This window comes from Streptomyces sp. NPDC038707, assembly GCF_040636485.1.
GTDB lineage: Bacteria > Actinomycetota > Actinomycetes > Streptomycetales > Streptomycetaceae > Streptomyces.
In genome coordinates this window covers 137393-151580 of the sequence record NZ_JBEZUP010000008.1, presented here as the reverse complement: position 1 = coordinate 151580, position 14188 = coordinate 137393, and the positions used below count along the sequence as shown (strand labels likewise).

Below are 14188 nucleotides of genomic sequence, written 5' to 3'. Positions count from 1 at the left end.
CGCCGTGACGCTCGTCAAGGACTCCGTGCCCGCGACCCGCGGCGCGCGCCGGGCCGCCACCGCGAGGACGGGGCGGCCGGGCCGGCGGCGGGAGAACCTCGCCGGCTACCTGTTCATGTCCCCGTGGATCGCCGGGTTCCTGCTGCTGACCGCGGGCCCGATGGTCGCCTCCCTCTACTTCGCGTTCACCGACTACAACCTCTTCACCAGCCCCCGGTGGGTCGGCCTCGACAACTTCACCAAGATGTTCGACGACCCGCGCTGGCAGAAGTCGGTGGAGGTGACGGCCAGGTACGTCGTCATCGGCACCCCGCTCAAGCTGCTGCTCGCCCTCGGTGTCGCCCTGCTCCTCGCGCAGAGCCGCCGCGGCCAGGCCTTCTACCGGGCCGCCTTCTACGCCCCCTCGCTCATCGGCGCGAGCGTCTCGGTCGGCTTCGTCTGGCGCTCGCTGTTCTCCGACGGCGCCATGGTGGACCGTACGCAGACCTTCCTCGGTTTCCACGTCGGCGGCTGGGTCGGCAACGCCGACTGGGTGATGTACTGCCTGGTCGCGCTGACCGTCTGGCAGTTCGGGGCGCCCATGGTCATCTTCCTGGCCGGGCTCAAGCAGGTCCCCAGGGAACTGTACGAGGCGGCCGAGATGGACGGCGCCGGACCCTTGCGCAGGTTCTGGAACATCACCCTGCCGATGATCTCCCCGGTGCTGTTCTTCAACGTGCTGCTGGAGACCATCCACTCCTTCCAGATCTTCGGCTCGGCCTACGTCGTCTCCAACACCGCCTGCGGACCGGCCGACGCCACCCTCGTCTACACCTGCTACCTCTACCAGCAGGGCTTCAAGAACGCCCAGATGGGCTTCGCCTCCGCCATGGCCTGGATGCTGCTGCTCGCCGTGGCCCTGGTGACGGCCGTCCTCTTCTGGTCCCAGAAGAAGTGGGTGCACTACGAGGAGGACGCCCGATGAGCGCGACCACCACCAAGGTCCCGGTGCACGCGGCCGGCACCAGGACCCCGGGCCCGAACCGCCGGCGGGCCGGCTCCCTCGCCTGGCACCTCGGCGCGCTGCTGATCCTGGCCGTCATCCTCTACCCGGTCGTCTGGGTGATCGGTGCCTCGTTCAAGCCCAGCAAGGACATCATCAACAGCCTCACGCTGTTCCCGTCCCACCCCATCCTGTCCAACTTCAAGGGCCTCGCCGACGGCATAGCGGACATCGGGATCTGGACGTTCTTCCAGAACTCCCTGCTCTACGCGGGCGGCGCGGTCGTCGGCGTCCTCGTCTCCTGCTCGCTGACCGCCTACGCCTTCGCGCGCATCAGGTTCGCCGGCCGCAACCTGCTGTTCTCCCTCATGATCGGCACGCTCCTGCTGCCGTACCACGTGCTGCTGATCCCGCAGTACGTGATGTTCCAGAAGCTGGAGCTGGTCAACACGTACGTCCCGCTGCTGATCGGCAAGTACCTCGCCACCGAGGCCTTCTTCGTCTTCCTCATGGTCCAGTTCATGCGGAACCTGCCCCGGGAACTCGACGAGGCCGCCCGGCTCGACGGCTGCGGACACCTGCGGACCTACTGGTCGATCGTGCTGCCGCTGTGCCGGCCCGCGCTCATCACCAGTGCGATCTTCACCTTCATCAACGCCTGGAACGACTTCATGGGCCCGCTGATCTACCTCAACGAGCCCGGCAAGTACACCGTCTCCCTGGGTCTGATGATGTTCCGCGACTCCGACGGCGTGGCCGCCAACTACGGCGGCATGATCGCCATGTCCCTGGTCGCGCTGCTGCCGGTGCTGCTGTTCTTCCTCGCCTTCCAGCGGTATCTGATCGACGGCATGGCGACCTCCGGACTGAAGGGCTGAGTCATGTCCCGAGCTCGGGTGCGGACGCCCCGGGAGTCCGGGTCCGCGGAGCGGTTCGGCGTCTTCGCCGAGTCCTTGCTGACCGGCGTGTGGATCGCGGTGGCCTGCCTCGGTGTGGTCACCTGCCCGGCCGCGTTCGCCGCGGGCGCCCGGCACCTGCGCCGGCGCACGGCCCATCAGGGCGGCGGATGGCGCCAGTTCGCCGCCGACTTCCGCTCCGCGCTGCGCGGGGGCTGGGCCGTCGGCGTGGCCGGCTGGGCCGCCGTGTGGGTCGCCTGGCTGGACGTCCGGGCGGTGCGGGCGGGGCTGCCCGGCGGGCCGCTGGTCGGGGCCGTGGGCCTGCTGGCGCTGCTCGGGCTCGCCGTGGCCGGGCTGCGGGCGGCGGCGGTGTGGGCGCCGGGGGAGCGCTGGCGGGCCCTGCTCGCCGACGCCGGGCGCCGTACCGTACGGGACCCCGCGGGTTCCTTCCTGCTGGTCGGCGGAGCCGTCCTGACCTGTACGTCCGCCCTGCTGGTCGCGCCGCTGGCGGTCCCCGTGCTGGGAGCCGTGGCCGCGGCGGCCGTCGCCGTCGAGGAACGCCACCGCCGCCACCGCCGCCACCGCTGAAGCCGGCGGCGCCCCGCCCGGCGCCGCGCGGGGCGGCGAACGGCGGTCCCTGGAGCGGCGCCACCGGAACACCGGCGACCGACGCGGCTCCGGAGCCGCCGGTGACAGAGCCGCGAGTCCGGCGGCGCGGTCCGCGCGCTGAGCACCGTAACCCTCTCTGTCATGCCCCTGACCACACCGCCCTTGGAAGGAAAGGTCATGTCTCCCATCCCCCGCAGGTCCCTCCTCAAGGCCGCCGCCGTCGCCGGAGCGGCCGCCCAGTTCAGCTGGGCCCTGGGCGCCCGGGACGCCGAGGCCGCGCCCGCTGCCGCCGCCGACGGCACCGACCCGGTGACCCTGGACTGGCTGGAGGACGGCGGCCTCGGCGCCGCGCCCGGCGCCACCGTCGGCGTGCCCTGGCCGATGGGCGCCCACCCGGCGGGCCGGTCCTTCGCGGTCACCGACGCCGACGGCGCGCACGTCCCCGTACAGACCTGGCCGCTCGCCCACTGGCCCGACGGCTCCCTGAAATGGACCGCCCACGCCGTCAGCACCGGCACGGGCACGCTCACCCTCGCCCCGGGCACCCCCGCCGAGCCCGCGAAGAAGGTCACCGTCGACCGCAGCGGCGGCACCATCGACGTCTCCACCGGTGTCATCACCGCGAAGATCGGCAAGAACGGCGCCACGCTGATCAAGTCCGTCACCCGCGGCTCCACCGAGATCGCCAGGAACGGCCGGCTCGTCCTCCTCCGCCAGCCCGAGATCGAGGACGAGGACCAGGGCACCGTGAGGACCGAACGCTTCGACGGCGCCGTCTCCGAGGTCGCCGTCGAACAGGACGGACCGGTCCGGGCCGTCGTCCGCATCGACGGCAAGCACCGGAAGGGCGACCGGGAGTGGCTGCCGTTCTCCCTCCGCCTGTACTTCTACGCCGGCTCCGACTCCTTCCGCATGGTGCACACCGTCACCTACGACGGGAAGCAGGAACCCGGCAAGGCGAGCGGCGACTTCATCCGCGGCCTCGGCGTCCGCTTCACCGTGCCGATGCGCGACGCGGCCTACGACCGGCACATCCGCATCGGCGGCGAGGGCACCGGCCTGCTCCGCGAGGCTGTCCAGGGCATCACCGGACTGCGCCGCGACCCCGGCGCCGCCGTCCAGGCCGCCCAGTACGAAGGGAAGAAGCTGCCCGACCCCGCCACCTGGGACCAGCGCGTCACCACCCGACTGCAGTACGTCCCGCACTGGGGCGACTACACCCTCGCCCAGCTCTCCGCCGACGGCTTCACCGTCCGCAAGCGCACCAAGAAGGGCCACGGCTGGATCACCGCGGGCGGCGGCCGGCGCGCCTCCGGCTTCGGCTACGTCGGCGGCGCGAGCGGCGGCCTCTCCTTCGGCCTGCGCGACTTCTGGGAGAAGTTCCCCGCCCAGCTCGACATCCGCGACGCCCACACCGACGAGGCCACCGTCACCCTCTGGCTCTGGTCGCCCGAGGCCCAGCCCATGGACCTGCGTTTCTACCACGACGGCATGGGCCAGGACACCTACGCCGAACAGCTCGAAGGACTCAACATCACCTACGAGGACCACGAGCCCGGATTCGGCACCCCCTACGGGATCGCCCGTACCTCCGAACTCCTCTTCTGGGCCAACGGCTCCACCCCCGCCGCCGACACCCTCGCCCGCCAGGCCGAAGCCGTACGGGTGCTGCCCCAGCTCGCCGCCCCGCCCAGGCAGCTCATCAAGGCCAAGGTCTTCGGCCCCGGCCTGTACTCCGAGCCCGACCGCTCCACCCCCGCCAAGGCGAAGATCGAGGACCACCTCGACTTCCTCTTCACCTACTACAAGGACCAGGTGGAGACCCGCCGCTGGTACGGCTTCTGGGACTACGGCGACATCATGCACACCTACGACTCCGCCCGGCACGTGTGGCGCTACGACATCGGCGGCTACGCCTGGGACAACTCCGAACTCTCACCCGACCTGTGGCTCTGGTACGCCTACCTGAGAAGCGGCCGGTCCGACATCTTCCGCTTCGCCGAGGCCATGACCCGGCACACCGGCGAGGTCGACGTCTACCACCTCGGCACATGGGCCGGCCTCGGCACCCGGCACGGCGTCCAGCACTTCGCCGACAGCGCCAAACAGCAGCGCATCGCCAACACCACCTACCGGCGCTTCTACTACTTCCTCACCGCGGACGAACGCGTCGGCGACCTCATGCACGCCAACGTCGACTCCGACGAGACCTTCCTCGCCCTCGACCCCCAGCGCAAGGTCCGCACCGACCCCTACACCCCCGACCGGCACGCCCTCTCCATCGGCTTCGGCACCGACTGGAGCGGCCTGGTCTCCGCCTGGCTCACCGAGTGGGAACGCAAGGGCCCCAAGTGGGAGAAGGCCAGGGCGCGCGTGCTGTCCACGATGGAGGGCATCGCCGCCCAGCCCAACGGCTTCGTCCAGGGCAGCGGGCTCTACGACCTCGACACCGGCACGTTCGCCGTCGCCGGACAGCCGGCCGTCTCCGTCTCCCACCTCTCGGCCGTCTTCGGACTCAACGAACTGTGCGCCGAACTCATCCACCTCGTGGACATGCCGAGGTTCAAGGACGCCTACCTGGACTACTGCCGCTACTTCAACGCCACCAAGGCCGAACAGGCCGCACGCTACGGCACCCACTTCGGCAGTCTGCTGCTCTTCCAGGGCCATTCGCGGCTCGACGCCTACGCCGCCGTACAGACCGGCGACCCGGCCCTCGCCCAGCGCGCCTGGGCGAAGTTCTACCACTCCGACGGCTACACCGAGTCCTCCCCCTGGAAGACCGAGAAGCTGACCGGACCGGCCGCCCTGGTCGAGGGCAGCGAGGCGGCCTGGGTGTCCACCAACGACACCGCCCTCTACGGCCTCGCCGCCATCGAGAACCTCGCCCTGCTCGGCGACAGGATGCCGGCCTGACCGGCAGGGACTGAGGAGCGCCGCGGCACGGGCGGCGGCGCTCGCCCTCCGAGTGTGGCCCGCCCCACGACGGGGCACATGAGTACGCGTACTCAGATTCCCGCCCCCACCCCGGCACACTCGCCCCATGGACCCCCAGCACTACCGCTTCCACAGCCTGTGGCCCCTGCCCGCCCCGCCGGCCGCCGTGTACGCCGTACTGGAGCGGCCCCAGGACTACCCCCGGTGGTGGCCCCAGGTACGGTCGGCGACCCGCCTGGCCGAGCAGACCGGCCTGATCGTCATCCGCTCCGCGCTGCCGCTCGCCCTCACGTCCACCCTGCGGCAGACCCGCCGCGACCCGGCCGCCGGCGTCCTGGAGGCCACCCTCTCCGGAGATCTCCAGGGCTGGGCCCGCTGGACGGTCACCGCCGGCGGCCCCGGCACCCTCGCCCGCTACGAGCAGGAGGTCGACGTGGTCCGGCCGCTGCTCAGGCGGCTCGCCGTGCCCGGACGGCCCCTGTTCCGCCTCAACCACCGCCTGATGATGCGGGCCGGCCGGCGCGGACTGCTGCGCCGGCTGCGGGCGGTTTGAACGAACGGCGCCCGGGCCTGTATTGTTCAGTGCGTTCCCGGGCGATTAGCTCAGTGGGAGAGCGCTTCGTTCACACCGAAGAGGTCACTGGTTCGAACCCAGTATCGCCCACCGGGAAAGGCCGGTCCGCCGCAGCGGACCGGCCTTCTTCATGCCGCCGCACGCTTCGTGCCGCCCGCACGCCGGCGTCCGCGTCACGCCGCCGCCGGCACCTCCGGCCGCAGCGGCCACTCCGTGCACACCGTCTCCTCCGACCCACTGCGCGCGAACCACGCCTGCAGCCCGCGCGCCTGTGCCGCGTGCCACTCCACCTGGAGCGCGTGCAGCTCGGCCGGGGACAGCCGCTCCAGCCGGGTCGCGAAACGCCGCCCCAGCGCCCGTACGACATCCAGCGCGGCCAGCGCGTCCGCCGCCGCGTCATGCGCGCCCCGCAACGCCACGCCGTAGTGCTCGCACAGATCGGCCAGCGTCCGGCGGCCCTTGCGGTACCGGTCCAGCTGCCGGTCCAGCACCCGCGGATCCAGCACCTTCAGCGGCACCGAGTCGAACCAGCGCGCCAGCGACGACGCCCGGTGCCGGCGCAGCTCCCGGTCCAGCAGCGTCAGATCGAACGGCGCGTTCATCACCACCAGCGGGCGCCCCAGCGTCGCGTGCTCCGCCAGCTGCTCCGCTATCTCGTACATCACCGGCGCCGGCCAGCGCCCGTTGTGCTGGAGGTGCTCCTCCGTCAGCCCGTGCACCGCCGTGGCCTCCGCCGGCACCGGCACCCCCGGATGCACCAGCCAGCGCGACACCCGGGGCCGGGTCCCCGGCGCGTCCTGGACGACGACGGCGGCCGACACGATCCGGTCGGTCTCGACGTCCACGCCCGTCGTCTCCGTGTCGAAGGCGGCCAGCGGCCCCTCGTACCAGGTCGTCATCCCAACTCCTCGCTTCCCCGTGGCAGCTGACGTGCCGTCTTCTGCCGTTGGGTGATACCCGGACCGTTCCCGCCGTACGCCGCCGGGAGTCAACAGGGGTACGGGTCCGCGCAGTTCAGCGGCACACCAGGTCAACGAGCCGGTGACGCGCAGCGGTTGGGCGCGGCGATGACGTAGGCCGGAACCGGGGGCGGCCCCGCACCGGGCGGCTGCCGAGGTCCCCCGGGAGGACTCCGAGGCCGCGAGGGCGCGTAGTCGGACGTGTACACAGAGTAACCGTTTCGCGGTCGGTGCCGTCGGGTCGGTACGATCGCCAGTGCGCGCGCTCCTGGTATGGCGCCGCACCCACCTTCAGTCAGGAGAGACCGGTGTCAGACGTCCGTGTGATCATCCAACGCGATTCCGAGCGGGAAGAACGCGTGGTGACGACGGGCACTACGGCCGCCGACCTCTTCGCGGGCGAGCGCTCGATCATCGCCGCGCGCGTGGGCGGCGAGCTGAAGGACCTCGCGTACGAGCTGTCCGACGGCGACGAGGTCGAGGGTGTCGAGATCTCGTCCGAGGACGGTCTGAACATCCTGCGCCACTCCACCGCGCACGTCATGGCGCAGGCCGTGCAGGAGCTGTTCCCCGAGGCCAAGCTGGGCATCGGCCCGCCCGTCAAGGACGGCTTCTACTACGACTTCGATGTCGAGAAGCCGTTCACGCCCGAGGATCTCAAGGCCATCGAGAAGAAGATGCAGGAGATCCAGAAGCGGGGCCAGAAGTTCGCCCGCCGCGTCGTCACCGACGAGGCGGCCCGCGAGGAACTGGCGGAGGAGCCGTACAAGCTCGAGCTGATCGGCCTCAAGGGCTCGGCGTCGCACGACGACGGCGCGGACGTCGAGGTCGGCGCCGGCGAGCTGACGATCTACGACAACCTGGACGCCAAGACCGGCGAGCTGTGCTGGAAGGACCTGTGCCGCGGTCCGCACCTGCCCTCCACCCGGCTCATCCCGGCGTTCAAGCTGATGCGCAACGCGTCCGCGTACTGGCGTGGCAGTGAGAAGAACAAGCAGCTCCAGCGCATCTACGGCACCGCCTGGCCGTCCAAGGACGAGCTGAAGGCGTACCTCGACTTCCTCGCCGAGGCCGAGAAGCGCGACCACCGCAAGCTCGGCACCGAGCTGGACCTCTTCTCGATCCCCGAGCAGATCGGCTCCGGCCTGGCCGTCTTCCACCCCAAGGGCGGCATCGTCCGCCGGGTGATGGAGGACTACTCGCGCCGCCGCCACGAGGAAGAGGGCTACGAGTTCGTCTACACCCCGCACGCCACGAAGGGGAAGCTCTTCGAGACGTCCGGGCACCTGGACTGGTACGCCGAGGGCATGTACCCGCCCATGCAGCTCGACGAGGGCGTGGACTACTACCTCAAGCCCATGAACTGCCCGATGCACAACCTGATCTTCGACGCGCGCGGCCGGTCGTACCGCGAGCTGCCGCTGCGTCTGTTCGAGTTCGGGACCGTGTACCGGTACGAGAAGTCGGGCGTGGTGCACGGCCTGACCCGTGCGCGGGGCTTCACGCAGGACGACGCGCACATCTACTGCACCCGTGAGCAGATGTCCGAGGAGCTGGACAAGACGCTCACCTTCGTCCTCGGCCTGCTGCGGGACTACGGCCTGACCGACTTCTACCTGGAGCTGTCGACCAAGGACGAGACCAAGTTCGTCGGCTCCGACGAGGCCTGGGAGGAGGCGACCGAGACCCTGCGCCAGGTCGCCGAGAAGCAGGGCCTGCCCCTCGTTCCCGACCCGGGCGGCGCCGCCTTCTACGGCCCGAAGATCTCCGTCCAGGCGAAGGACGCCATCGGCCGGACCTGGCAGATGTCGACCATCCAGCTCGACTTCAACCTGCCCGAGCGGTTCAACCTGGAGTACACCGGCCCGGACGGCTCCAAGCAGCGTCCGGTCATGATCCACCGCGCGCTGTTCGGCTCCATCGAGCGGTTCTTCGCCGTCCTGCTGGAGCACTACGCGGGCGCCTTCCCGGCGTGGCTGGCCCCGGTCCAGGCGATCGGCATCCCGATCGGCGACGCGCACGTGGAGTACCTCCAGAAGTTCGCGGCCGCGGCCAGGAAGAAGGGCCTGCGGGTCGAGGTGGACTCCTCCTCGGACCGCATGCAGAAGAAGATCAGGAACGCGCAGAAGCAGAAGGTGCCGTTCATGGTCATCGCCGGCGACGAGGACATGTCCAACGGCTCGGTGTCCTTCCGCTACCGCGACGGCTCCCAGGAGAACGGCATCCCGTTCGACGAGGCCATCGCCAAGATCGCGAAGGTCGTGGAGGAGCGGACCCAGGTCTGATCCGCCGGGCTTCCGGGCCCCCGGGACCACCGTCCCGGGGGCCCGCTCGTGCGTGAAGCGGCCGGAGTCCGCCCCGGCCGCACGGTGGGCCGGGGTGACGCCATATGCTGCCTAGCATGACGAGTGAGCCGGAGCAGCAGATCGGAGTGGGGACGCAGGACGCGTTCCAGCGTCTGTGGACGCCCCACCGGATGGCCTACATCCAGGGCGAGAACAAGCCGACCGGTCCGGGGGCCGACGACGGCTGCCCCTTCTGCTCGATCCCGGCCAAGTCGGACGAGGACGGGCTGATCGTGCGGCGCGGTGAGCAGGTGTACGCCGTGCTCAACCTGTACCCGTACAACGGCGGCCATCTGATGACCGTGCCGTACCGGCATGTGGCCGACTACACCGAGCTGACCGGGCCGGAGACCGCCGAGCTGGCGGAGCTGACCAAGCAGGCGATGACGGCCCTGCGCACCGCGTCCGGCGCGCACGGGTTCAACATCGGCATGAACCAGGGCTCGGTCGCGGGCGCCGGCATCGCCGCGCATCTGCACCAGCACATCGTGCCGCGCTGGGGCGGGGACACGAACTTCATGCCGGTGGTGGGCCACACCAGGGTGCTGCCGCAGCTGCTGGCCGACACCCGCACGATGCTCGCGGAGGCCTGGCCGGCGTAGCCCGACGGCGGGTGCCCTCAGCGGAGGGCACCCCGTCACGCGTCGTAGAGGTCGGCCTTCCTCGGCATCGGGTCCTGCACGTTGCCGCTGAGGAACGCGGAGCGGGCGCCGAACTTCTCGGTGTCCACGCCGTTCTCCTCCAGGACCTTGATCGCCGCCGAGTGCACCACGCGCAGCACCGGCGTGGCCGCGCGCAGCGCGTCGTCGGCCATGAAACGATGCCGCCACGGCTGGTCGGCCCAGGCGTGCCGCAGACCGAACGGTTCGGGCAGGGCGAGGGAGCCGCCGAGCCAGTTCAGCAGCGGCGGGTACCAGGTCAGCGGGGCGCGGACGGCGAGCCGTACGACCTCGTCGGTGGTGACCAGCGGCAGTTTGATCGTGCGGTTCTCCCAGGGCTTGAGGGACTTGGCGACTTCCTTGGTGGGTGCCTCCGGCTTGCTGTTGAACAGTGGGTTCACCGGTCCCAGCGCATGCCCGGTGACCTCGATGCGCAGGGTCTGGTGGAGCACGGTGACGGTGATCAGCATGGTGATGACCAGCTGTCCGTCCCACAGGGTCCACTGCACGCCCAGATAGTGCCGGTCGCCGCTGCCGAACTGCTGTTTGTTGCAGATCTCCTGTATGGCGTGCGGCTTGACCTGGAACGCCTCGACGTCGGCGCCCTCGGGCCGGGAGACCGCCGTGGCCCCCTCGCCGATGGGTGTGACGATCCAGTGCCGTATGGAGGGCTTGGGGAAGCCGCCGGTGTGCAGGGGGCCGCGTTCCAGGAGGGTCAGTTTGTCGTGGATCGCGCGTATCACGTCCCAGCTGCGGAAGGGGTGGATCTCCCGGCTGGGGTCGGCGGGCACCAGGTCCTCGGCGAGCTGCCAGGCGCCCCAGCGGGTGCCCATGCCGAGTATGCCCTTGGGGCCGGCGTAGAAGACCGCGTTGGACTGCTGCTCGGCGCTCAGCCGCGCCAGGGACTGGCGCAGCTCCTCGGCGGCGGTCTCACCGGGGCCGCGCGGCACGGCCTCGGGGATCTTGGCGCCGACGCTGGTCCCGGAGAGCAGGCCGTCCCAGCGCGCGCGCAGATCCCTGGCGGTGCGCTCGCACAGCTGCTTGGCCAGGTACCAGCCGGCCACGGGGGCGACGACGGCCGCGCGGGCGTACCAGGCCCAGAAGCCGGAGAACGGCATCTTGACCAGGAACAGCGCGGCGAGCAGGCCGAAGCCCAGCAGGAGCACGGTGGCCAGCGTCCCGGCCCGCTTGTCGTCGCGGCGGGCGACGAAGGAGCGCAGCAGGAAGACGAGCAGCCAGGCCAGTGTCCCGGGCAGGAAGATCAGGCCGCATACCGCGGTGATGACCGTCAGGCGGTTGTCCCGCTCCCGGCGGATGTTGTTGGCGGCCAGGGCGTGTTCGACCACGAACTGCGGTTCTGTGCCGAAGGACTGGATGAGCGGTTTGCGGCCGGGGGACAGCATCCGGTCCACGAGGGCCCGGGAGAACGCCTCGCCCAGATTGGGCCGGAACATCTTGATCCGGCCGGGCTTGACGGTCGACTGGTGCCAGTCGTTGTCGGCCTTCTTGATCTCCTCGATCGGGCTGTCCCGGTACGCCGCGGAGGCCAGCGCGGCGGTCGCCGCCTGTCCCTCGCCGACCGAGACGGGTACCTGGGGCCCGTCCCACTCCGTTCCTATCGACATTCCCGCCCCCATCGCCGCCGGTGCCGTGCCTGCGGCCTTCCCGACTTCCTCGTTCCGCACACCTGTTGAACCGGTCGTCGGTCCGCGGCCGGGTCGGCGGCGGCGCGACGTCACCAGGTGATCAGCGTATCGGCCGGCACCGACAGCCGGGGGCGGACGGCCGAAGCCGCCCGCCCGTGCGCCGGTCCGGTGCTTCCGTGCTACCCCTCCTCACCGGCCTGTTCGCGAACGCGTCCGGCGATCTGCGGCGGCATCGGTTCGTGCCGTGCGTAGGCGCGGTCGAAGCGGGCGGTGCCGTGCGAGAGCGAGCGCAGGTCGACGGCGTACCGGCCGATCTCGAACTCGGGCACCTCGGCGCGGATCAGCGTCCGTCCGGAGCCGACCTGTTCGGTGCCGAGCAGCCGGCCGCGGCGGCTGGAGAGGTCGCTCATCACGGCACCCACGTACGCGTCGCCGACGAGCACGGTGACCTCGGCGACCGGCTCCAGCAGATGGATCCTCGCGTCGGCGGCGGCTTCGCGCAGGGCGAGCGCGCCGGCCGTCTGGAAGGCGGCGTCGGAGGAGTCCACCGAGTGGGCCTTGCCGTCCAGCAGCGTGACCCGGACGTCGACCAGGGGGTACCCGGCGGCGACGCCCTTGGCGGCCTGGGCGCGTACGCCCTTCTCGACGGACGGGATGAACTGCCGGGGCACCGCGCCGCCGACCACCTTGTCCACGAACTCGATGCCCGAGCCGCCGGGCAGCGGCTCGACCTCGATCTCGCAGATGGCGTACTGGCCGTGGCCGCCGGACTGCTTGACGTGCCGGCCCCGCCCGGTGGCCCTGGTGGCGAACGTCTCCCGGAGGGAGACCTTGTGCGGGACGACGTCGACCTGGACGCCGTAGCGGCTGCGCAGCCGTTCCAAGGCGACGTCGGCGTGCGCCTCGCCCAGGCACCACAGGACGACCTGGTGGGTGTCCTGGTTCTGTTCCAGGCGCATCGTCGGGTCCTCGGCGACCAGCCGGGCCAGCCCCTGGGACAGCTTGTCCTCGTCGGCCTTGCTGTGCGCCCGGATGGCGACCGGCAGCAGCGGGTCGGGCATCTGCCAGGGCTCCATCAGGAGCGGGTCGTCCTTGGCGGAGAGGGTGTCGCCGGTCTCGGCGCGGCCCAGCTTGGCCACGCACACCAGGTCTCCGGCGACGGCGTGGGTGACCGGGCGCTGCTGTCTGCCGAAGGGCATGGACAGGGCGCCGACCTTCTCGTCCACGTCGTGGTCCTCGTGGCCGCGGTCGGCGAGGCCGTGCCCGGAGACGTGCACCGGCTGGTCCGGGCGGAGGGTGCCGGAGAAGACGCGGACCAGGGAGAGCCGGCCCACGTAGGGGTCGGAGGCGGTCTTGACGACCTCGGCGGCCAGCGGGCCGTCGGTGTCGCAGGGTTTCAGCTCGCGCGGCCTGCCGTCGATCGTGGTGACCCCCGGCATGGGGTGTTCGAAGGGGGTCGGGAAGCCTCCGGTGACCAGTTCCAGCAGTTCCACGGTGCCGAGTCCCTGCCGGGCGCCCTCGGCGGCGGGGGCGGCGGCCAGCACGGGGAAGAAGGACCCGCGCGCCACGGCCCGCTCCAGGTCCTGGACCAGGGTCTTGACGTCGACCTGCTCGCCGCCGAGGTAGCGGTCCATGAGGGTCTCGTCCTCGCTCTCGGCGATGATGCCCTCGATGAGCCGGTTGCGGGCCTCCTCGATGCCGGGCAGCTCGTCCGCGCCGGGCTCGGACTCCTTGCGCTCCCCGGTCGAGTAGTCGAACAGCTTCCGTGACAGCAGGCCGACCAGCCCGGTGACCGGTGCGTGCCCGTCGGGCCCCTCGGGTCCGCGCAGCGGCAGGTACAGCGGCAGGACGGCGTCGGGGTCGTCACCGCCGAAGGCCTCCGCGCAGATCCGGGTCATCTCCTCGAAGTCCGCGCGCGCGGCCTCCAGGTGGGTGATCACGATCGCGCGGGGCATGCCGACGGCCGCGCACTCCTCCCACACCATCCGGGTCGAGCCGTCGACCCCGTCCGCGGCGGAGACGACGAAGAGGGCGGCGTCGGCGGCGCGCAGCCCGGCCCGCAGCTCCCCGACGAAGTCGGCGTACCCGGGGGTGTCGAGCAGGTTGACCTTGATGCCGTCCCATGCGACGGGCACCAGGGAGAGCTGGACCGAGCGCTGCTGGCGGTGCTCGATGTCGTCGTAGTCGGAGACGGTGCCGCCGTCCTCCACACGGCCCGCCCGGTTCACCGCCCCCGCGGTCAGCGCGAGGGCCTCCACCAGGGTCGTCTTCCCCGAGCCGGTGTGGCCGACCAGCACCACGTTCCGTACAGAGGCGGGCCGGTCGGCCGTGAGAGCCCTGCCGGCGGCCCCGGAGTGGTGTGTCTGTGACTTGTCGCCCATGATCCTGCCTCCCGTGCACGGTGAGGTCACTGTGGGCGCGGACACGCGGGATCCGCGTGCTCGGCGGCTCCGGCGGCGCCCGCGGTTATTCGAGCTTTCCACTGCCGTCACGTTGCGTCCATACGAAGGACTACGAAGAGTGCCCACAGGTGTCGGTTTCCGTCACGCCCGGCTCGTGGGGCGCCCCGCGCGCCGCTCGT

The 14188-nt window shown here is 71.1% G+C and carries 10 protein-coding genes and 1 tRNA gene; 8 read left to right on the top strand and 3 right to left on the bottom strand.

The features are described 5' to 3' along the window. The first annotated feature begins 4 nt into the window (after window positions 1–4). The 6 genes from AB0E62_RS13825 (at window position 5) to AB0E62_RS13800 (ending at window position 6088) form a co-directional block, all read left to right on the top strand. On the top strand, window positions 5–964 hold the full coding sequence (locus AB0E62_RS13825) for a sugar ABC transporter permease (protein ID WP_362192035.1): 960 nt from the start codon (window positions 5–7) through the stop codon (window positions 962–964). After that, complete coding sequence (locus AB0E62_RS13820) at window positions 961–1860, top strand: carbohydrate ABC transporter permease (protein WP_362192033.1); 900 nt, start codon at window positions 961–963, stop codon at window positions 1858–1860. Before AB0E62_RS13825 ends, AB0E62_RS13820 begins: the two co-directional genes overlap by 4 nt. 3 nt (window positions 1861–1863) lie before the next feature. After that, entirely contained in the window at window positions 1864–2466 is a 603-nt protein-coding gene (locus AB0E62_RS13815) for a hypothetical protein (protein WP_362192032.1), read from the top strand. Between the two features lie 198 nt (window positions 2467–2664). Then, entirely contained in the window at window positions 2665–5403 is a 2739-nt protein-coding gene (locus AB0E62_RS13810; RefSeq protein ID WP_362192030.1) for a Tat pathway signal sequence domain protein, read from the top strand. Window positions 5404–5530: 127 nt separating this feature from the next. Continuing rightward, window positions 5531–5977 (top strand): SRPBCC family protein, encoded by a 447-nt coding sequence (locus AB0E62_RS13805; protein WP_362192028.1) that lies wholly within the window; start codon window positions 5531–5533, stop codon window positions 5975–5977. Window positions 5978–6016: 39 nt separating this feature from the next. Further along, window positions 6017–6088 (top strand) — tRNA-Val (locus AB0E62_RS13800). Between the two features lie 83 nt (window positions 6089–6171). On the opposite strand, the gene AB0E62_RS13795 is transcribed toward AB0E62_RS13800, so the two are convergent. After that, window positions 6172–6897: a 3'-5' exonuclease gene (locus tag AB0E62_RS13795; protein ID WP_362192026.1), complete on the bottom strand. Its 726-nt coding sequence runs from the start codon at window positions 6895–6897 to the stop codon at window positions 6172–6174. Between the two features lie 368 nt (window positions 6898–7265). Between AB0E62_RS13795 and thrS the strand changes: the two genes are divergently transcribed. Beyond that, a complete protein-coding gene (gene thrS / locus AB0E62_RS13790; RefSeq protein ID WP_362192024.1) occupies window positions 7266–9242 on the top strand; it encodes a threonine--tRNA ligase in 1977 nt (658 codons plus the stop codon). A 104-nt stretch (window positions 9243–9346) separates the two neighbouring features. Next, on the top strand, window positions 9347–9904 hold the full coding sequence (locus tag AB0E62_RS13785) for an HIT domain-containing protein (protein WP_362192023.1): 558 nt from the start codon (window positions 9347–9349) through the stop codon (window positions 9902–9904). Window positions 9905–9939: 35 nt separating this feature from the next. Here the strand turns inward: AB0E62_RS13785 and AB0E62_RS13780 are convergent, their stop codons facing one another. Next, on the bottom strand, window positions 9940–11586 hold the full coding sequence (locus AB0E62_RS13780; protein WP_362192021.1) for a hypothetical protein: 1647 nt from the start codon (window positions 11584–11586) through the stop codon (window positions 9940–9942). A 200-nt stretch (window positions 11587–11786) separates the two neighbouring features. After that, on the bottom strand, window positions 11787–13988 hold the full coding sequence (locus tag AB0E62_RS13775; RefSeq protein ID WP_362192019.1) for an elongation factor G-like protein EF-G2: 2202 nt from the start codon (window positions 13986–13988) through the stop codon (window positions 11787–11789). Window positions 13989–14188 lie beyond the last annotated feature (200 nt).